Source organism: Bdellovibrio bacteriovorus (genome assembly GCF_048286975.1).
Lineage (GTDB): Bacteria > Bdellovibrionota > Bdellovibrionia > Bdellovibrionales > Bdellovibrionaceae > Bdellovibrio > Bdellovibrio bacteriovorus_H.
This window is the reverse complement of the sequence record NZ_JBLVRT010000005.1, coordinates 1-20,126: the sequence shown is the minus strand read 5'-3', so window position 1 is coordinate 20,126 and position 20,126 is coordinate 1. Positions and strand designations below refer to the sequence as shown.

General features: G+C 49.5%; 20 protein-coding genes. 12 read left to right on the top strand and 8 right to left on the bottom strand.

The genetic code is table 11. The annotated features are described in order from the left end of the window. Positions 1-13 precede the first annotated feature (13 nt). On the bottom strand, positions 14-769 hold the full coding sequence (locus ACNQKP_RS14420) for an MnmC family methyltransferase (RefSeq protein ID WP_417865448.1): 756 nt from the start codon (positions 767-769) through the stop codon (positions 14-16). 39 nt (positions 770-808) lie between these two features. On the opposite strand from ACNQKP_RS14420, the gene ACNQKP_RS14415 reads away from it, so the two are divergent. The 4 genes from ACNQKP_RS14415 to ACNQKP_RS14400 all read left to right on the top strand — a co-directional run bounded on the left by ACNQKP_RS14415 (position 809) and on the right by ACNQKP_RS14400 (position 6,771). Continuing rightward, entirely contained in the window at positions 809-1,816 is a 1,008-nt protein-coding gene (locus ACNQKP_RS14415; protein WP_417865446.1) for a TIGR01212 family radical SAM protein, read from the top strand. A 490-nt stretch (positions 1,817-2,306) separates the two neighbouring features. Next, positions 2,307-4,712 carry a ribonucleoside-diphosphate reductase subunit alpha gene (locus tag ACNQKP_RS14410; RefSeq protein ID WP_417865444.1) on the top strand — a complete coding sequence of 802 codons (2,406 nt, stop codon included), beginning with the start codon at positions 2,307-2,309 and terminating at the stop codon, positions 4,710-4,712. Positions 4,713-4,800: 88 nt separating this feature from the next. Further along, complete coding sequence (locus ACNQKP_RS14405) at positions 4,801-5,799, top strand: ribonucleotide-diphosphate reductase subunit beta (RefSeq protein WP_038449231.1); 999 nt, start codon at positions 4,801-4,803, stop codon at positions 5,797-5,799. A 51-nt stretch (positions 5,800-5,850) separates the two neighbouring features. Then, positions 5,851-6,771 (top strand): hypothetical protein, encoded by a 921-nt coding sequence (locus ACNQKP_RS14400; protein WP_417865442.1) that lies wholly within the window; start codon positions 5,851-5,853, stop codon positions 6,769-6,771. Here the strand turns inward: ACNQKP_RS14400 and ACNQKP_RS14395 are convergent. The 7 genes from ACNQKP_RS14395 to ACNQKP_RS14365 all read right to left on the bottom strand — a co-directional run bounded on the left by ACNQKP_RS14395 (position 6,761) and on the right by ACNQKP_RS14365 (position 12,582). Further along, entirely contained in the window at positions 6,761-7,243 is a 483-nt protein-coding gene (locus ACNQKP_RS14395) for a hypothetical protein (protein ID WP_417865440.1), read from the bottom strand. The genes ACNQKP_RS14400 and ACNQKP_RS14395 overlap by 11 nt on opposite strands. Positions 7,244-7,355: 112 nt before the next feature. Then, a complete protein-coding gene (locus tag ACNQKP_RS14390; RefSeq protein WP_417865438.1) occupies positions 7,356-7,865 on the bottom strand; it encodes a TlpA disulfide reductase family protein in 510 nt (169 codons plus the stop codon). Further along, a complete protein-coding gene (locus tag ACNQKP_RS14385; RefSeq protein ID WP_417865436.1) occupies positions 7,866-8,765 on the bottom strand; it encodes an HTTM domain-containing protein in 900 nt (299 codons plus the stop codon). Next, positions 8,762-9,325: a hypothetical protein gene (locus ACNQKP_RS14380; RefSeq protein ID WP_417865434.1), complete on the bottom strand. Its 564-nt coding sequence runs from the start codon at positions 9,323-9,325 to the stop codon at positions 8,762-8,764. Before ACNQKP_RS14380 ends, ACNQKP_RS14385 begins: the two co-directional genes overlap by 4 nt. Beyond that, entirely contained in the window at positions 9,300-10,766 is a 1,467-nt protein-coding gene (scpB, locus tag ACNQKP_RS14375) for an SMC-Scp complex subunit ScpB (RefSeq protein WP_374027207.1), read from the bottom strand. Before scpB ends, ACNQKP_RS14380 begins: the two co-directional genes overlap by 26 nt. Before the next feature lie 8 nt (positions 10,767-10,774). Then, the gene (locus ACNQKP_RS14370) at positions 10,775-11,773 is read right to left on the bottom strand and encodes a segregation and condensation protein A (RefSeq protein ID WP_011164428.1); all 999 of its coding nucleotides are present in this window, start codon (positions 11,771-11,773) and stop codon (positions 10,775-10,777) included. A gap of 146 nt (positions 11,774-11,919) precedes the next feature. Beyond that, positions 11,920-12,582: a site-2 protease family protein gene (locus tag ACNQKP_RS14365; RefSeq protein ID WP_417865432.1), complete on the bottom strand. Its 663-nt coding sequence runs from the start codon at positions 12,580-12,582 to the stop codon at positions 11,920-11,922. 364 nt (positions 12,583-12,946) lie between these two features. Here ACNQKP_RS14365 and ACNQKP_RS14360 point away from each other — a divergent pair, with 364 nt between their 5' ends. The 8 genes from ACNQKP_RS14360 to ACNQKP_RS14325 form a co-directional block, all read left to right on the top strand. After that, complete coding sequence (locus ACNQKP_RS14360) at positions 12,947-14,113, top strand: acyl-CoA dehydrogenase (protein WP_417865430.1); 1,167 nt, start codon at positions 12,947-12,949, stop codon at positions 14,111-14,113. Positions 14,114-14,228: 115 nt separating this feature from the next. Next, entirely contained in the window at positions 14,229-15,692 is a 1,464-nt protein-coding gene (locus tag ACNQKP_RS14355; RefSeq protein WP_417865428.1) for a peptide ABC transporter substrate-binding protein, read from the top strand. Positions 15,693-15,704: 12 nt separating this feature from the next. After that, a complete protein-coding gene (locus ACNQKP_RS14350) occupies positions 15,705-16,907 on the top strand; it encodes an EAL domain-containing protein (RefSeq protein WP_011164423.1) in 1,203 nt (400 codons plus the stop codon). 173 nt (positions 16,908-17,080) lie between these two features. Continuing rightward, positions 17,081-17,302, top strand: coding sequence for a hypothetical protein (locus ACNQKP_RS14345; protein ID WP_374032984.1), 222 nt, complete (start codon positions 17,081-17,083; stop codon positions 17,300-17,302). Positions 17,303-17,575: 273 nt separating this feature from the next. Further along, positions 17,576-18,322, top strand: a complete 747-nt coding sequence (locus tag ACNQKP_RS14340) for an SDR family NAD(P)-dependent oxidoreductase (RefSeq protein ID WP_417865426.1) — start codon at positions 17,576-17,578, stop codon at positions 18,320-18,322. Next, positions 18,319-18,708, top strand: coding sequence for a 6-carboxytetrahydropterin synthase (locus ACNQKP_RS14335; RefSeq protein ID WP_417865424.1), 390 nt, complete (start codon positions 18,319-18,321; stop codon positions 18,706-18,708). Before ACNQKP_RS14340 ends, ACNQKP_RS14335 begins: the two co-directional genes overlap by 4 nt. Then, the gene (locus ACNQKP_RS14330) at positions 18,705-19,442 is read left to right on the top strand and encodes a pseudouridine synthase (protein ID WP_417865422.1); all 738 of its coding nucleotides are present in this window, start codon (positions 18,705-18,707) and stop codon (positions 19,440-19,442) included. The genes ACNQKP_RS14335 and ACNQKP_RS14330 overlap by 4 nt, the downstream gene beginning before the upstream one ends. After that, positions 19,426-20,126, top strand: a 701-nt coding sequence (locus ACNQKP_RS14325; RefSeq protein WP_417865420.1) for a lipid A deacylase LpxR family protein, incomplete at its 3' end; no start/stop codon positions are given. The genes ACNQKP_RS14330 and ACNQKP_RS14325, both read left to right, overlap by 17 nt.

The window sequence follows — 20,126 nt, the reverse complement described above, 5'->3', positions numbered from 1 at the left end:
CAACGTTACAAATTCAGACGTTTTTAAGACCCAAAGTGGAGTTGCGCTTACCTTGAAAACCTTCGCGCAAGATCACTTCAAAGCCCTGGGCTTTCAGTGCGCGCTTCAAATTCCCCTTGCAAGCATAAGTAGTCAGAAGACTTTTCTCCTCCGTCCCCTCTCGTAAAATCTTATTCAGGAACTCTTCTTCCCACAGATGCGGAGAGGTTTTGGAACTGAAGGCATCATAAAGAATGCAGTGATATTTCGACACCAGCTCGACGTCCGCATACAGAGCCCCGCTGATTTTGCTGACATCTGAAAAATGATTTCTCAAGAAAAACTTAAGATTCTGCGGATCAAGAGAAGTGTTGCGACAAACACTTTGCAAAACCTGATCATAGGTTTGCAGCACCTCAGGATGCAGATCCTTACGATCGTCATGCAACCATTGAATGAAAAACTCACGCAGTTCCGGGACACTTTCGTAACTTGTGATCAAGCCCACATCCGCAGCCGTTTTCCCCAAAAGCAATGCCTCGCGTGCGATCACCAGCTCAATGTAGCCAAGTCCCAGGCCCACCACTAGAAAATGAGGTTTCTGTACTTTCTGAAGGATCTGTTTTGCAGGATCTCCGTAGATCATCAACGTCTCAGAGCACGCCCCGCCAGAGTGATGCATGGTCTCGCCGCGATCGGTGGCACCGTCTATAGACTCAAGCAGACGCAAACTGGGGCTTTCATCGCCCGTGATCTCAATTTCAAAACCAATATCGGCCCAAGACTTCATTTGATTGACTTCCCGCAGAAAAAACCTGTAAAAGTGCCTATGGAAAAAGGCTGGTTAGGGGTTCCCTATCATACTATCAGTGAGCACTACAATAAACTCTTTGGTGAAAAGGTTTATAAGGTGCCAGTGGCTGTCGTTGACGACTGCCCGAACCGCCGTGGCCTGAAAGGCATGCAGACTTGCGTGTTTTGCGATGTTTGGGGTTCTGCCGCCAACGCCGAAAGCCTTTCCATGGAGCTACGTGCGCAGATCGAAAAGTACCACGGCATTATCAGCAAAAAGTATAACGCCAAGGCCTTCTTGATCTATTTCCAGGCCTACACCAACACCTTCACCAAGGTGTCCGCCCTTAGAAACAATTTCGACGTGGCTTTGTCTTATCCATGGGTGAAGGGTTTCACCGTGGGCACCCGTCCGGACTGCCTTTCCAAGTCTGTTTTGGATCTGTGGCAGGAGTATCACGAAAAATCCTTCGTGGCGGTCGAACTGGGTGTGCAGAGCTTCTACAATGACCAGCTGGAGTTCATGCGCCGGGGGCACACGGCGGAAGATTCCATCGCGGCCATTCACAAAATTGCTTCATCCACGACCGTGGATCTGGGCATTCATTTGATCTTTGGAAGTCCCACGGAAACTGATGAACAGATCATTGAAACGGCGAAGATCTGCAACGACCTGCCAATCACCAACGTGAAACTGCACAACCTGCATGTTCTGAAGAACACTCCTCTGGAAGAGATGTATCACAAGGGTGAATTCCTACCGATCGACAAGGACACCTACACACGCCGTGTGGAGCTGTTCCTGCAGCATCTTTCTCCGCGTTTGGCTCTGCACCGTCTGGCGGCGTATTCTTCGCGCTGGGATGAGCTTGTGGCGCCGGAGTGGACCAGAAACAAGATGGGCATGCACCAGCACATTATTGATTCTTTGCGCGCTCACGGCTCTTATCAGTCCCAGAGTTTCGCGGCTTTGAACGACTCTGACCTGCTTTTGCAGAAGCGCTTGTTCGAAAAATCACAAAGAACAGACGCAGTCCTTGCCTAGTTTCTGCACAATTTAAGATCGTGTAAGATCAGTACAGGGAAATTTCAGCTTTAAGCCCCTAAATTTAAGGTTTCAGCACTGGACTTTGGTTTTACGAGGTAAAATTACAACCTCTTGCCAGTTTTGTTTGCACGACAGACGAGTCAAAGGGAAACCTTTTTCTGCTTAATTGATGGGCAACGTCACAAAAAAATCGGCGTTATTTTTAAAATTGTTCTTGAAACATCATCGAAAGAATTACAAGATCGGAATTGAGAGAGATACCCGGCATATGGATATGTCACCAATTAGAGACCACTAGATATAGTGGCAAGCCGAAAGGCGAACTAAGGGGGATTCAAGGGAAACAGCTAAGGATTAGCAACTTCGTTCTCACCAATTACCATACAACTTTATATATGCACTAACCAGACCTAAGTCTTTACGAGGGGTGAAGATCTTGGGGCGGGATTTTTTTGCCCAAACGGAACTGGGCAGAGGGGATACAGCCATGTTGGAAACAACAGCTCACATCATGAGAGTTAAAAAGCGCGATGGCACACTGGAGCCAGTGGACGTAACGAAAATCGTTGAGCGCGTAACCAAGAACTGCCAAGGATTGACTCAGGTAGATCCTTTGCGTGTTGCCACTAAAGCTATCAGCGGTCTTTATGATGGCGCCTCCACCAAAGAATTGGATAATCTTTGTATCCAGACAGCATCTTTGCTGATCGGTGAAGACCCAGAGTATTCCCGTCTGGCGGCCCGCCTTCTTTCCACATATATTGACGAAGAAGTTCGTTCTCAGAAGATTCAATCTTTCGCAGACTCTGTAAGCTTCGGCTTCCAGGCAGGTCTTCTTGCTGAGGGCACTTACAAATTCGTTGAAGCCAACAAAGCAGCTCTTTGCGCGGCTATCGAGCCGTACAGAACAGACCGTTTCGAATACTTCGGTCTAAGAACTGTTTATGATCGTTATCTATTGAAAAACCCAACAACTCGTCAGGTGTTTGAGACTCCTCAATACTTCTTCATGCGTGTTGCCTGCGGTTTGGCGCAATCTGTTGAAGAGGCTATCGAGTTCTATCGTTTGATCTCCTCTCACGATTACATGCCGTCCACCCCGACTTTGTTCAACTCCGGCACTATGCGCCCGCAGATGTCCTCTTGTTATCTTTTGGATTCTCCAAGCGATGACTTGTCTGCCATCTATCAGAAATACACGGACATCGCCCTTCTGTCCAAATTCGCCGGCGGTATCGGCGTGGCTTACTCCCGCGTTCGTTCCCGTGGTTCTTTGATCAAAGGGACCAACGGTCACTCCAACGGTATCATCCCTTGGCTGAAAACAATGGATTCTTCCGTTGCGGCAGTAAATCAGGGTGGTAAACGTAAAGGTGCAGCCTGCGTTTATCTTGAAACATGGCACGGTGACATCGAGGAGTTCCTTGAGCTTCGCGACAACACTGGTGACGAAGCAAAACGCGCGCACAATCTGAACCTGGCAAACTGGGTTCCAGACTTGTTCATGAAGCGTGTTGAAGCCGATGCAATGTGGTCTTTGTTCGACCCGAAAGTGGTTCCTCATTTCGTGGACACTTACGGTGAAGAGTTCGAAAAAGCTTACGTTGAAGCCGAAGAAAAGAAACTTTACATTAAACAACTCAAAGCCCGCGACCTGTACAGCCGTATGATGAAAACATTGGCTCAGACTGGTAACGGCTGGATGACTTTCAAAGACCATGCAAACTTGAAAGCCAACCAGACTGGCGAAGCTGGAAACGTGATCCACCTTTCCAACCTGTGCACAGAGATCCTTGAAGTGACCTCTGACAAAGAAACTGCAGTGTGCAACCTGGGTTCTGTGAACCTGTCTCGCCACGTGGAAAACGGTCAGTTCAACTTCGAAAAACTGGCTCGTTCTGTTCGCACAGCTGTGAAATACCTGGACCGCGTTGTTGATATCAACTTCTACCCGATCACAACTGCTCAGGACTCCAACCACAAATGGCGTCCAGTGGGCTTGGGCGTGATGGGTCTGCAGGATGCTTTGTTCCTTATGAAGCTTCCGTTTGACTCTGCAGCGGCTCGTGATCTTTCTGCAAGAATCCAGGAAGAGATCTATTACAATGCATTGGTTACTTCCTGTGAACTGGCTGAGAAGCTGGGTCCTCACGGCGCTTACGAGCAGACCAAAGCAGCCAAAGGTTTGTTGCAATACGACCTTTGGGGTGTGACACCTTCCCAACCAGAGCGTTTCGAGAAGCTGAAAGAGAAAATCAAAAAGCACGGCCTGAGAAACTCTTTGATGATCGCGATTGCTCCAACAGCAACTATCGCTTCCATCGTGGGTTGCTACGAGGCGATCGAACCACAAGTTTCCAACTTGTTCAAACGTGAGACTCTTTCCGGAGAGTTCATGCAAATCAACAAGTACCTTGTGGGTGACTTGAAAGCGATGGGCATCTGGACTGAAGAAGTTCGTAACGAAATCAAACTTCAGGACGGCTCCATCCAGGACGTGGCGATGATTCCTCCACAAATCAAGGAATTGTACCGCACTGTTTGGGAAATCCCGATGAAGTCCTTGGTTGATATGGCTGCTGACCGTGGCGCTTATATCGATCAGGCTCAATCTTTGAACTTGTTCCAGGAAAGCCCGACTATCGGAAAACTTTCCTCCATGTACATGTATGCATGGAAAAAAGGCGTGAAGACGACTTATTACCTTCGCTCTCGTCCTGCGACTAAAATCGCAAAAACGACTGTGAAAGCTTCCAGCAACTCTGCAAATCCAACGGCTTCTGAAAGCATGATGGACGCAGCTCCTGCTCAGGAAGCCAAGAAGTCTTACTCTGACGCAGAAGTGATCGCATGCTCCCTGGAAAATCCGGAAGCCTGCGAAGCTTGTCAGTAATCGCGGCTCGCCCGCGGAGTGCTAAGGGGGCACAAGCCCCCGAAGCTGAACCTGCGCTTTTTTAGCGCGTACTTTTTTGGAGTTTTTTATGATTTTGGATCCTGGCTTTGACCTGACTTTGCGCCCGATGAAATACCCGATTTTCTACGAAATGTACAAAAACGGGATCAAGAACACCTGGACTGTGGACGAAGTTGATTTCTCTACAGACCTTGTGGACCTGCACTCCAAAATGACCGAGTCAGAAAAACATCTGATCCGTCGTTTGGTGGCTTTCTTCGCAACGGGTGACTCTATCGTGGGTAACAACCTGGTGTTGAACCTCTACAAGCACGTGAACTCTCCAGAGGGTCGCATGTACTTGTCCCGTCAGCTTTATGAAGAGGCTTTGCACGTTCAGTTCTATCTGACACTTTTGGATAACTACATTCCAAATCCAGATGAACGCGCGGAAGCTTTCGCAGCGGTTGAAAACATTCCGTCCATCAAAAAGAAAGCAGACTTCTGCTACAAGTGGATTGATTCCATCAACGAGCTGACAGAGCTGAACACGATCGAAGATCGTCGCCGCTTCCTGATGAACCTGATCTGCTTCGCAACTTGCGTTGAAGGTCTGTTCTTCTATGCAGCCTTCGCCTACGTTTACTTCCTGCGCTCCAAAGGTCTTTTGGCTGGTTTGGCGTCTGGTACCAACTGGGTCTTCCGTGATGAGTCCATGCACATGGCCTTCGCGATCGAAGTTGTTAAAACAGCTCGTAAAGAAGAACCAGAATTGTTCAACCAGCAAATGGAAGACATGGTTGTGCAAATGCTTGAAGACGCCATCGAATGCGAGATGGAATTTGCTCACGACGTACTGAACCTGGGTGTTGCCGGTTTGTCTGCGAAAGACATGAGACAATATCTTGAGTACTGCGCTGATCAACGCCTTGAAAGCCTGAACATTGCTCCACGCTACAACGTGAAGAATCCGTTCATCTTCATGGAACTTCAGGACATGCAAGAACTTGCCAACTTCTTCGAAAGACGCGTTTCCGCATACCAAACAGGCGTATCCGGCGCAGTTGCCTTCGACGAAGCGTTCTAGTCGAGTTGCGTGAAAAGCAACATTCTTTGGATCTTCTTTTTTCTAATCTGCATGGGGGTGGGATTTCTGCACGGAGTCCTGCCCCAAGGCATTTCTCGAAGCTACTTCAGCACTCCCCGGAAAATTTCAGTTCTGACCACGGATGAAGTCCTGTTCCCGATGAACTTGCGCCAGGAATTGGAAGAAGAACTTCATGTGCGTTTTTCCGTCACAGTGACCCGTGACTGGGAATCCATGCTGGCCAACGTGGTGGCAAGTCCTTCCGCCGATTTGATCTTCCTGCCTTCGTACTGGGCCAACACTCTGGCGCACCAGAATCTTTTGGCCAATGTGGCCGGCATTCAAGGGGAACTGCTGCGACGAGTGTCGACGGATTTCGTAAAAAGCCGCAACCCCGAGACCTTTACTTTCCTGCCCATTTACTGGATGAAAACCGGCATTGATACTCCACTGGATGAAACCTTCCTGGATTATCTGAAAAACAAAAAAGAGACCTTCCTGTTTTTGCTGGCCGACGAGGATCTGCTGCTAAAGCACTTCCAGACCTGGAAAGAACAGGGATTGCTTGAACAAATCAGTTCGAAAAGAATTCTGACCCTGCAGCTGGATCAACTGAGCAAAACCAGCGATGAGGGTGCTGTGGAGACCCCACTGAATCGCGACTTCCGCGGAGGCACTCACCCGTTTTTGAGTGCCCTATTGATGTGGGGAGCCGCAATCCCGACAAACTCCACCCAGAAAGAACTGGCGCTGGAAATTCTTGAGGTTTTGACGAATGTGGAGCACCAGGAAAAAGGATTGCTGGGCACCCCTTTTAATTCGACCTTTTCAACTGTGACCGGAAAAGAAATTCCACTGCACAGACGTGCGGACTTCATCCGCGACCTGCAATTGAAGGACACCTTGATTCTTGAAACCAAGGATCAAGAGGCTCCTTTGAAGCTTAAAAACGAATTCAATTTTATTTTGTAAGAGTGAACGTCGGAGCCGCACGGGCTTCGTTCATCACGGCATTCCCGTCCGCATCGAAGGCCTGCATGATGATTCGCATGCTGTAAACGCCGGAAGCCAAAGACGCAATATTCAAAGAGAAATTAAAGCGCCCGTTTTTACAAGTGGCATAGTTGGCATTGGCTGCCGTTGCCGGATTCGTGTCCACCAAAGCCATTTGTGTGGAGCCATTCATCACAATCAGTCTGTGGGAAGGATAAGTCGAAACATAGCACTCGCCGGTGATTTCGGCTTTGGTGTCTGTGTTTTTCATGTTGATGGTGGGAGAGAAAAGCTGAACCGTCAGCTCTTCTGATTTGGGAGTTTTATCCAGAGTATGAGTGCTGGAATCATCCTGTTTATCAGTCAACAGCGAATCGCCTTCGACTGGCTGACAGGCCGCCAACAGAAGACAAAGACTTGAAAGTCCTGCAAAATATCGTACTGATCTCATGAGCTCCCCCACCTTTATAGAATAAATGAGGTGCAGGGACGCTTAAACGAGTTTTTTCATCAGGTCCAGTTTTGAGACGGTTTCCCCGTCCCAAATTGCGATAAATGCGGTTTTACTTAAAAAGACCCCGGACTTTTAACTCCAACAGCGGACTTAACCCGGTGGTGATCCAGGTCACTTGATGATTCTTATCCAGCAAGGCCGTCGTCGGCGTGGCGCGAACTCCATAAAGACCGGCCACCTGACCGCTGATATCCACGCCCACCAGGAATGTATAGCGGCGCTGATCCACGGTTGTCTGAACAAGATGACGATCTTCCAGACTTGAAATAGCCAGAACCGAATCTGCAGGAATGATCTTTTCATCAATCAGCTTTTGCAAGCGGGAAAGTTCGACTTCACAAGGTCCGCACCACGTGGCCCAAAACACCACCACCAGCGGTTTCCCGGTTTTTTCTGACTCAAACAAGGTTCCATCCAGCAAGGGCACTGCGAACGAAGGCGCCGGCTGATTCTGCTTATTGAAGTTATCAATAATACCCGGAAGGCGATTGATCACAACCCACAGGACTGCCACAACCAACAGTCCATTCACGATTTTTCCAATCAGGGCTTTACTCATTTAAATGCGCACCACAGAGCGGGTCTTCACAAGAGTCTTTTCAAGAAGCTGGGGATCCAGAAACAGGAAGTATGTCGACACCATGACCGTGGCAAATGGAATCAGACCCATAAAGATGCCGATCCCCGCATGGAACGAAAGCCCCAACAGCAGACACAGATATCTGGTCTTGGGCCAGGCCACCATCGCCGGGAAATAGATTTCAAACAGGATCGTCACATAACCAATCACCGGGATCACCCACGGGAAATGGCGCAGGAACGAAAAGTCCATCGTCGTCATCTGGGGATTTGCCAGAACACTCCACAATGCGGTTCCATCCCACCAACTGCCACCTTTAAGTTTTTCCCACCCGGTGTAAGCATAGATCACAGAAATCTGAACCTGCATCATGCGAATCATCATCGAGCTGACCGTATCGCTAAGCTGGAACGTCTTTTTTCTGCGCACCAGATTCACAACACTCAAGCGCTCACAGCTTTGCGTGAAGGCCATATAGAACAGGAACAACGCCCCGATCACATCCGCGCCAAAATTCACCGCATAGTTTCTTTGCAGGAATCCGGCATTAATGATCCACGCAATCCCCATCAGCCAGCGCCCGCCAATCCCCAAGGTCAGCAGAGCCAAAATCACCACCAGCACCAGATTCATCACAAAGTTCATGCTGTCCGGCCAGAACGTCCACAGGAACAACGGGCGCCCCAGTTCCGGCATCACTTCCAGCGCACGGCTGCGCGGAATCCAGCTGGAGTCTGTGTAAAATTCAAGATTGTAGAATCGGGAAAGATTCATATAAAGCAGCGTCGCACACAGCATGATCCGCATGTACGCAAGACCCAGCAGATTTTGTGGCGCAAACCAGAATTGATCCCAATGAGCCCAGAGCTTTTTAATCATAAACTCTCCTCATCCCCACCCGTGCAGGAATAGGATTCCCGAATATACTGGACCTCTTTGGACAGATCGCTGACGCTGTCCTCACGGAAACGCACGGCCTGATCAAGGAATGGAATGGTCTCTATCACGTGCTCCATGTCCACAGACGTGGCGCCCGGATACTGACGGCAGAACCACGGCCCCATCAGCACGCGCAGGCGCTTGGGGTCCAGCACCATATAGCGCATTAAGGCCCATTCCCGCTTGCGGGTGATGTTCGGCAAAGGCCGGTTGTCCTTGGCGATTTCCAAAGGGAAAAAGCCGTAAACCGGTTCTTTCAATTCCTCGCCTTCAGCATCCAGATAATTGATAGTGTATTTCAGATACATGGGATGGGCTGGCTCGGGGGAAAAGAAATTCCACCCGGCATTCAAACCCACCGTGTTGGCGTAGGGAGTGACCACGTTTGCAGTCACCCGCCCGAAATAGGCACCCACATTGGGCATCACCAACATCACAAAGATATTATATACGATCCAAAGACTCAGAAGAGTCTTAAACAGAAGCTTCACCTTCTTCATCAATGTCGTCCGCCTCACCCAGGAATGGCAACTCTTCTTCTTCGGAAGATTCATCATCAGAGTCAGCGAATAATTGATCGTCTGAAGCCTCATCCAGATCTTCGTCGTTATCAAATGCTACGACAGCTTCTTCCAGCTCGGAATCATCCCCGTCGGTGGATTCGTCCAGAGATTCACTCTCGGATTCGTCCATGGAAGCTTCCAAAGTCTCTTCAGATCCTTCCTCAGAGATTTCTTCGCCGTTTTCAGCAGTCACTGCCGGCTTTTTCATGTTTTCCAAAGCCGCGGCTTTCTTTTCAGCTGCCATGGCCACCAAAGTGGTCCCCGCAGCCAAAGCCTCATCGTACTTCGTCAGCCAGTTTTGATCACGAGTGGAAACCGGCTCGCCGAACGCCAAAGCATCACGGATGTTCTGAGCGCGTTCCTGATCACGTTTTTCAGCCTGACGGCGCTTTTCTTCCTCAAAGAAGTTGGAAGAAGTCGCGATGTCCTCCAGCTGTTCCTGGATCTTCATCAGCTCTTCCTCTCCTTGAGAGTAAGAACCAATGTAAGTTTCAGACATGCTATCGGTGATGGTGGAAAGAGTCGGTTTTTCTTCCGCCTGCTGTTCATCAATACCATCCGGCAGAAGCTCATCAATCTGGGACAGGGTTGGAAGCTCTTTCAAGCTTCTCAGACCGAAGATCTCCAGGAACTTTCTGGTGGTGCCGTACTGCATAGGACGGCCTGGAAGTTCGGATTTACCTTCGAAGCAAACCAGATTTTTCTCCATCAAAGCACGCAGCAAGTGACCGGATTCAACGCCGCGGATTTCGTCCACTTCCGCTTTCACGGTCGGCTGTTTATAGGCCACGATGGAAAGAACTTCCAAAGCCGGGCCGGAAAGTTTGAACTGACGCGCTTTCAATGTGCGCTTCAGGAATTCCATATTGTCAATTTTAGTGCGCAGCTGGTATCCACCCGGAACTTCTTCCAGGGTCACACCACGACGGCCGCCAGCGTATTCAACGGCCAGCTGATCCAGGGCGCGGCGGATCTTGTCACCACGGATGTTGGTCCCTTTGAACAGTAGTTTCAAAGAAGCCAGACTTACCGGTCTGTCTGAGGCAAACAACACGCTTTCCACGATGCTTTCAAGGCGCTCTTCCTCGACGAATTCCACTTCTTCAATTTCAGCGGAATCAAAACCGTCAAGCTCCGTGCCGTCGACAGACACTTCGTCCTCTTCTGCAGAGGCCTCCAGGGCGTCGACTTCATCATCAGACACTTCCGGAAGGAAACCTTCCGATTCCTCTTCTTCCTGCAGGAATACAGAGGCGTCGGACTCAATACCATCGGCGGAAAGCTCGTCAGTTTCAACGTCAGCTTCAGTTTCGAAGCCTTCAGATTCTTCAGCGTGATTCATTTCTTCGTTGATCAAATCGTCTTTTTCTTCAGACATGGTCCCCTCTACACTTCCGTCACGTCATCTTTAAACAATTCACTCTCAGCAGCCAAGATTTCGTCGTCCGTGGCGATATCATCGACATTTGTATCAACAAAAGCGATGTCGTCTGTGAGACCAGCACCCAAGTCCATTTGCAGCTGGTTGTTTTCTTCTTCAGTTTCTTCATTCTCCGCCAAAAGATCTTCGTCAGCGTCGATCTTTTTGGTTTCTTCCATCATTTTTGCCGCGACTTCATCAGCGCGCATGGAATCGTACTCTTCAACCCGGCTCAAAACGTCAGTTTCGATCGGTTTTTTGGTATCAACCCAGATGTCAGAATAAGCTTCGGTCTGATACAGACCCACAAAGCCCATTTTACCCAGTTCAAGCAAAGACAGGAAGGTGATCAGGGCCTGGCGGGCGCGGTCTTCCGTCGCCGTCACCATCTCCATCATTGTGGTTCTTTGACCGACAATCAGACGATCCTTCATTTCAAGGATACGGCTGGAGATGGACTGGGCTTTCGCCGCCACCTGGTGAATTTTCTTTTTAACTGCACGGGAAATGCGACGGTAGCTGGCGATCAAAGAGAACAGGGCGTTGTCCTCAAGAACAATTTCCTCTTCTTTTTCATCCAGCTTTTCACGGGTTCCACGCAACCACACATCACGACCCACCAGCGGGCGATCGTAAAGAAGCTTCGCTGCTTCCTGGTACTTTTGGTATTCAAGAAGTTTCTGAACCAGCTCTTTGCGCGGATCTTCCACTTCGATAGCTTCGCCGTTTTCGTCGTACTGAGGCAAAAGCATGCGGGATTTGATCTGGATCAGAGTCGCAGCCATGGCCACGAACTCTCCGGCAACTTCCAGATCCAGTTCTTTCATCAATTTGATATATTCAAGGTATTGTTTGGTGATCTCATGGACTTTGATATCCATGATGTCCATTTCCTCTTTACGGATAAGGTAAAGAAGAAGTCCAAGAGGTCCTTCGAATTTAGGCAACTGTACTGTAATACTCATGAAAGATGGTCCCCTCTACCCTTTCACTAAAACCGGAACGCACTTCGCAGTCCCCGTCCAAACGCCGAAGATTGAATCAAGCGGCTTTGGATTATTCAACAACTCTTTAAAGGCCCCACTCGACGCGTTTGCGCCGCAGCAAAGCCTTAAACGCCCACCCCGCTCAACGCAAGATTGATCAGGTGCTGAGAACTCCAGTAAACCGGCTCAGCCAGGAAGCGCAACATTCCCGTCAACACCAGCACCATCAAAACCATGCTGGTGATGTGTTCATTCTGTTCCAGCTTATAATTCAAGCTGGCAGGCAGGAAGCGCGCCAGCACCTTGCCACCATCCAGCGGATGCATCGGCAAAAGATTGAAAACAGCCAGGAACATATTAGTCACAATAAAGGTCTGAAGAATCGTCACAGCCCCTTTGGCATACATGCCGAAGGAGTAGTACTTCGCCACCAGAGCGATCGCAAAAGCGCCCACCAGCGCCAGCAGGATGTTCGAAAGCGGACCCGCCAAAGCGATCCAGAACATATCCACACGCGGATTCTTAAGATTGCGGGAATTCACCGGCACCGGCTTCGCCCAACCAAAAAAGATCGGCGAAGAAAACGCAATGGCGGCGATCGGAAGAATCAACGTCCCGACCAAATCCATGTGCGCCACCGGGTTCAGAGTCAAACGACCCATCTGCTCCGCCGTGTTATCCCCACGTAGACGCGCCACCCAACCGTGCGCAAACTCGTGGAAGCAAAGTGCAAAAAGAAAAGGAATAAAGTAGACACCAATCTTGGCGCCGATTTCCATCATATCCATACAACCTCACGCTAAAACACACCTAGACTCATGTCTAGTGCGATAAAACACTTGCACATTTAAAGTGCAATTCAGCTTAACACAGCTTGTTAAGAGAAAAGCTCCCATCATTCCAAGGTCTTGAATAAATCTGTCAAAAACGTTACCGTGACTCCCGTTTTTACAAACAGTTTTAAAACAGATTTAAAACGGTTCTGAATACGTTTTAACAAGAACTGAAGCCCTGCCCTAGGGGCCTACACCTAGCCCTGCGCCAAGTTCCGCAGCAGCACATCCCAAAGGGATGGCGTCCGCGAGGACTGTCCGAAGGCGAAGGGTTAGGTGTAGGCCCCTAGGGCAGGGCTTCCGATCGAAGGGAAATAAGATGTCTGATATGACTCATGCGCGTCCGGCGCTGACCGTACTTTCTGAAGATGAACAGGCTTTCCGTGATGCTGTAAGATCTTTTGCAGAATCCGAAATCAAACCTCATGTGACTCACATGGATGAAGAAGCCAAGATGAAACCAGAAATCCTGACGAAGCTTTTCGAAATGGGCTTGATGGGTATCGAAACTCCTGAAAAATGGGGCGGTGCTGGTTCCACATTCTTCATGGCCTGCCTGGCAGTTGAAGAGATCGGCCGTGTGGACGGTTCTGTTTCCGTTCTTGTAGACGTTCAAAACACTCTGACAACAAATGCCTTCCTTAAATGGGGTACTGAAGCTCAGAAATCCAAATACCTGGGCCAGATGGCTTCCAAAGACGTGGGCGCATACGCTTTGTCTGAATCCTCTTCCGGTTCTGATGCTTTCGCATTGAAATTGAAAGCAGAAGACAAAGGTGACAAATGGGTTCTGAATGGTTCCAAATTGTGGATCACCAACGGTAACGAAGCTAACATCTTCATCGTATTTGCCAACATGGCGCCTGAAAAAGGCTACAAAGGCATTACAGCGTTCATCGTTGAGCGTGGCTTCAAAGGTTTCACTGTTGGCAAAAAAGAAGATAAACTGGGCATCCGCGCTTCTTCCACTTGCGAATTGCTGTTTGAAAACTGCGAAGTTCCAAAAGAAAACGTTTTGGGCGAAGTCGGCAAAGGCTACAAAATCGCAATTGAAACACTGAACGAAGGCCGCATCGGTATCGGCGCTCAGATGATCGGTATCGCTCAAGGCGCTTACGAAGCGGCTTTGGGTTACGTAAAAGGCCGTGAACAGTTCGGCAAACCAATCGCTCACTTCCAGGGCGTTCAGTTCCAGTTGGCAGAAATGCGCACAGAGCTGGAAGCAGCTCGTTTGATGGTTTACAATGCCGCTCGTCTGAAAGACGCGGGCCTGGACTTCATCGAAGCAGCCGCTATGGCGAAACTTTACTCTTCCCGCGCGGCAGAGAAAATCACTTCCAAAGCCATCGACTTGTTCGGCGGTAACGGCTTCACCAAAGAATATCCAGTTGAGAAATTCTGGCGTGACGCGAAGATCGGTCAGATCTACGAAGGTACAACCAACATGCAATTGCAAACGATTGCAAAAATGGAATTGGACAAATAGTTCAATCCTTAAGTTGAAACCCGAAAACGGCAGGCATCCCCTGCCGTTTTTTTATGATTTTTCCCGGTCATTTTCGTGCTTCTAATCATCCCGCCCTTAAGTTAGTCTTTAAAGCATGAAAATCATCCTAGCACTTCTTCTGGTTTTTCCCGTTTTTGCCTCTGCCAACCCCAAGGCATTTCGCCTGCATCTTGCCAATGAACCAGGCAGCATGGATCCAAACAAACAAAAGACTTCAGCTTCCAGTTACCTGCTGGGAAATCTGTATCGCAATATTTTCACCTTTGATGACCAAAAGGGCCTGGTTCCGGATCTTGGCAGCGGTTGCACCCGTGACAAGAAAAAGAACCTGACCTGCCGCCTGAAAAAAGATCTGCGCTGGAGCGATGGAACACCTCTGACTTCCGAAGACTTCCTGCGCACCTATAAAAAGATTCTCGATCCCAAATCCGCAGCTCCGCGCGCGGATTTGCTTTTCAAAATCAAAAAGGCTCAGGATTTTTATGCTGGTAAAGCCAAAGCCAGCGAACTGGGAATTTCAGCGCCGGATGCCCTGACTTTGCGTTTTGAGTTCCAGGAACCAGACCCTGATTTTGAATACAATCTTTCAAGCTTCTTACTGGCCCCCACCAAGGCAGATCTTGGCGCGTATTCCGGCCCGTACAAACTGGCTGAATGGAAAAAAGGGCAAAAGATCATCCTGGCCGCAAACACAGCCTATCAGGGCGGACACCCGCAGCGTCCGAATGTGGAGTTTTTGTTCATCGAAGAAGACACCGTGGCTTTGCAGCTTTATGAAAAGAACGAACTGCAGTTCCTGCGTCGGCTTCCGACACTGTTCATTCCCAGCCATAAAAAGCGCCCGGACTTTCACTGGATTCCGGTCACCCGTCTGGACTATCTGGGGTTTGGACCCGAGTTGGCAGACAAAGAAGACCTAAGAAAAGCCTTCACGTATTCCTTGAACTACGTGGAGCTTCAGAAGATTTTCTCTTCTGAAGGTCGCCCCGGTTGCATGGGGGTTCCGGATTCCTGGTTTCCGGAAAAAGCGCCTTGTTACGACTTTGACTTAAAGAAAGTTCCCAAGATTCAGAACACTTCAACCTTTACTTTGATGTTCTCAAGTCTTGGCGGTGAAGACCACAAACGCGCCACCGAATGGATGCAAAACCAGTGGCTGAAAAACGCGGGCCTGAAAACGCATTTGGAGTCCCGCGAAAACAAAGTCTATCTGCAAATCCTGCAGCAGAACCCTCCGGCGGTGTTCCGTAAGGGTGTGGCTCCGGATCGTCCAACCTGCCTTGCTGCCTTAGAGACCTTTGCGCCATTGAGCCCGGAAAACTACATCCGCTTAAAGTCGACAGAGTATGAAAACATTTTGTCCTCACTTGCGAAGGCGGAAAAACCCCAGGAGCAAAAGAAATGGTGTCAGGCCGGCATGGACTTCCTGATGAAAAGACACCTGCTGATTCCGCTGGGAGCCATTCATTTCTCGATGCTGGCCAAACCCGAATTTACGGGATGGAAACTGAATCAAATGAATCAGCTGGACTTGTCCAACCTGCACCAAAGACCCTAGAATAAAACTCATATGAATGCAGCAGCTCAGTCCGTCGACATCCACAAAGATCAGATCATTTTCAGCGAAGGCGATGCAGGTGACTGCGCCTATATCATCGAAAAAGGACGGGTGCTGATTTATCTCACCAAAGACAAAGAGGAAATTCCCCTAACCATCCTGGGGGAAGGCGAAATCTTTGGTGAAATGGCCCTGATCGACAATCAAAACCGCTCTGCCAGTGTGCGCGCTTTGGAAGATGTCCGCTTGGCCATCGTCACCAAACAACAGGTATTGGAACGCGTCTCCACCGCTGACAAAGTCGTTCAGCTTCTGATGCGTGTTTTACTCAAACGTCTGCGCCGCAAAAATATCGGCGGCCCTGGTGGCTCTCGCATCTCTGAGGTTGAATTCGACAATTCGGGCGCTGGCGACGATGGAACTCAGAGTGCCCTTGATCAGATCAAACTTGAAAACCAGATCTTCCAGGCTTTCCAGAACAAGGAATTTGAACTGTTCTATCAGCCGATCGTGAATCTGAAAAACAAAACCATCACGGGTTGCGAGGCGCTCTTGCGCTGGAACTCCCCGCAGCATGGATTGGTTTCCCCGAATCTTTTCATCGATATCATCGAAAATTCATCGATGGTGATTCCGATTGGTCACTGGATTATCAATCAGGCCCTGAAGGATCTGCGCACCATTCAGGATCAGTTGCGTCTGAATAAAAAAGAGCGCATGGCTGATGATTTCATGATGAGCATCAATATCTCCGGCCGTCAGTTCACGCATTCTGATTTCGTGAACAACCTGGAGGATCTGCGTGAAAAGCATGACCTGCACACTCAGAACATCAAACTTGAGATGACCGAAAGAATCATGATGGATGGCGCGATCGCCATTGATGCCCTGAACCAGTGCCGCAGCCTGGGCTATGCAATTTCCATTGATGATTTCGGGACCGGCTTCTCGGGTCTGCAATACCTGACCCAGATGCCGATCAGCTTCCTGAAAATCGACCGTTCATTCGTGATGAAAATTCTGAGTGATCCAAAATCCAAAGCCGTGGTCAGCTCGATCATCCACTTGGCGCACGCCATGGATATTGAAGTCATCGCTGAAGGCATCGAACACCACGAAGAAGCGCTGGTGCTTGAAACCTTGGGAGCTCGTTTCGGTCAGGGGTATTTGTTCTCTAAACCCGTTGATCTGGGCCGCTTCTTAAAGCTGATCTAACCCGCAAGGCCTCTGAAGAAGAGGCCTTATTCCTTCGTAAAATCGCCAATACGTGTCTCAAACTGAGACTTCTAAACTTGAGAAGATTTCCTAAAGTCCGCAAGACCTTCGCCGATAAGTCTTATGTCTTAAGACAATCAACCAGCTTAAGATTTCATCTGGAGGTCACACGTATGGCTGACAAAAAATTTGATAAACAGATCCCAAACAATGTCGTTTCTCTTGAATCTGCCCGCTGCTGCGGCGAAGGCTGCAAAAAGAAATCTGAAAAAGCAGGTTTCTGCGCAGAACACTTTGACTGGTTTAAAGCCGGCCTGATCACAAAAGAAGGCATGAAGGCGCCAGACTTCGACAAGAAGTACTACCACTACACGGCAGCCAAAAAAGTGGCTTAAAGCCGTTCCTATTTCGAATTCATCCGTTGAAAGCCGGGCTCCCACCCGGCTTTTTTTTATGCCGGCACTCCAGCCTCCTCGGCGTGGCCGGGATTAAAAATGGCTGAAAAAGGCCCCGAAGATCAAAAGACCGACAAAGAAGAACTTTATTCCGATAGACGTCGCTTCGCGCATGGACATGACTTCTCTTCGGTCCCCTCTTTTGCTACCATAAGTCCAGTTCAAATCCATCAGCACTTCGACGAAGTCGGAGTGGGGCTTCGGGGGTCCAACGTGAAAAAAGCCGTCCTAGTCACTGGCGCCAGCAGCGGCATCGGTGCTGCCACCGCGATCGAATTTTCCAAAAACGGATACTTTGTCTATCTTATGGGTCGCAACAAAGAGCGCCTGCAGGACGTGGCTTTGAAATGCCGAAGTGGCGCTTCCATCGTTTCCTGTGACCTGTCTGATGAACCAGCACTGAACAAGCGCCTGGCCGAAGTCATGGGTGCTAAAATCCACCGCGTGGAGTGCGTGGTGAACAATGCCGGCATCTATGAAAGCAACACCACAGAATCCGGAACTGATGAACTGTGGAGCCGTCAGTTTGAAGTTAACATGCTGGGACCATTGCGCATTGTTCGCGCTTTCTTCCCGTACTTCAAAGAACAAGGTGGCGGCAGCATCGTGAATATCTCCTCGACACTGGGGTTGCGCCCTCAAGGCCCGACGTCTGCTTATTCGGCGGTGAAGGCAGCCTTGGTGAACTGGACAGAAAGTCTGGCCCTGGAAGGCGGACCACTGAATATCCGCGCCAACTGCGTGTGTCCAGGTCTGGTCGACACCCCGATTCACCAGTTCCATGCTTTGCCGGAAGATCAGAAAAAAGCGACACTGGATAAAATGGGCGGTCTACAGCCGTTGGGTCGCATCGGAAGGCCTGAAGACATCGCGCGTGCCGTTTATTTCCTGGGTTCGGATCTTTCCTCCTGGACCACCGGAGCCGTGCTGTCGGTGGATGGCGGGATCAATCTGAAATGATCATCACCCTTAAAAGCCCTTTCAGCGCTGCGCACTTTTATGCTCAACCCCAATGGGATGAGCATAAGAACCGCGAAACCTTTGGCCGTTGCTATACGCAGTACGGGCATGGGCACAACTATGTGCTGGAGGCAGGCTTTTATTGTCAGAACGGCAACTGGAAACAACAACAGCAGCATTATCAGTCTGTTTTAAACAAACTGACCGCTGTTCTGGATCACGAACATTTGAACTTTGTGATTCCCGAATTCAAAAATAATATCCCGACGACAGAAAACATCTGCCTTTATTTTCTGGAAAAACTAAAAAAACAGATGAAGTCCGAAGAGATTTCTTATCTGCGCCTATACGAGATGGACAACATCTGGACGGAGATCCGCCTATGAGCGAAGACAACAAAGTACGCCTTTCCAAACTGATGGCTGAAAAAGGCATCTGTTCCCGCCGCGAGGCTGATGATTATATTTCCCGTGGCCTTGTCATGGTCAATGGTGAGGTTGTCAGCCAATTGGGAACCAAAGTCAGTCCGGATGTTAAAATCACCCTGGAAGCTCAGGCGTTGAAACAGCAAAAACGTCTGGCGACGATCTTGCTGAATAAACCCGTGGGTTATGTTTCCGCCCAACCTGAACCACCGTATCAACCCGCAATCAAACTGATCACCCCGCAGAATCAGTTCGGGAATTCCAGAACCCGCTTAAAAGAAGAACACTTCAAAGGCCTGGCCGTCGCCGGTCGCCTGGATATTGATTCGCAAGGGTTGCTGCTGTTCACGCAGGACGGACGCATCGCCAAGAAAATCATTGGCGAAGAATCCAAACTCGAAAAAGAATACATCGTGCGTGTGCAAGGTCAGCTGCCGCCGGACAAACTGAAGCTTCTGAATTTCGGTCTTTCTTTGGATGGCAAAAAATTAAAACCTGCCAAAGTGGAATGGCTGAATGAAGATCAGCTGCGCTTTGTTTTGCAGGAAGGAAAAAAGCGTCAGATCCGCCGCATGTGCGAGCTGGTCGGTTTGAAAGTCACAGGTCTAAAGCGTGTGCGCATCGGAAAAATCCGTCTGGGTCAGTTGCCCGAAGGCCAATGGCGCTTCCTGGAAGAGGATGAGCATCTTGATTAGAGCGTGGTTGCTGGCGGCATTTGTTTTTGCAGGATTCAGCCCGCTGGCTATCGCCGCCAGCAAAGGCGAATCCTACAGCGCCACGATCGAAAACGACACCCGTCGCATGGGTGGACCGAACTCCGACGACGATTATAGCAGCGGTTTTCGTTTTGCCTACATCTATGCCGAAGACACCATTCCATCCTGGGCCCCCACACTGACTGATTGGTCCAAAGCCTTAAAAAAAGAACTGGCGGAATCCACCACCAATTTTGGCGTTTCACTCAATCAGAAAATCTACACTCCCGAAAACACCGACACCAAAGAACCGATCCTGGATGACCGTCCCTATGCGGCCTGGCTATATCTGGGTTTTTCAGCAAACTACAAAACCGAAACCCACAGCCACAGCCTGGAGCTTGATATCGGCATCGTTGGACCTCCAGCGCTGGGCGAACAGGTTCAAAATGGATTCCACCACATTGTCGATGTGCCCGAAGCACAAGGCTGGGACAATCAGCTGGACACTGAACCTATTGTCCAGGCTTCTTATTTTCAGAAAGTACGCTTCGTCGATGTGCTGGATAAAACCACAGGCCGCATGTTTGACGTGATTCCCTATGCTGGAGCCTCGCTGGGGAACGCCCTGATTGCTGCACATAGTGGTGTGATTGGCCGACTGGGAGTCAACATCCCCAACGA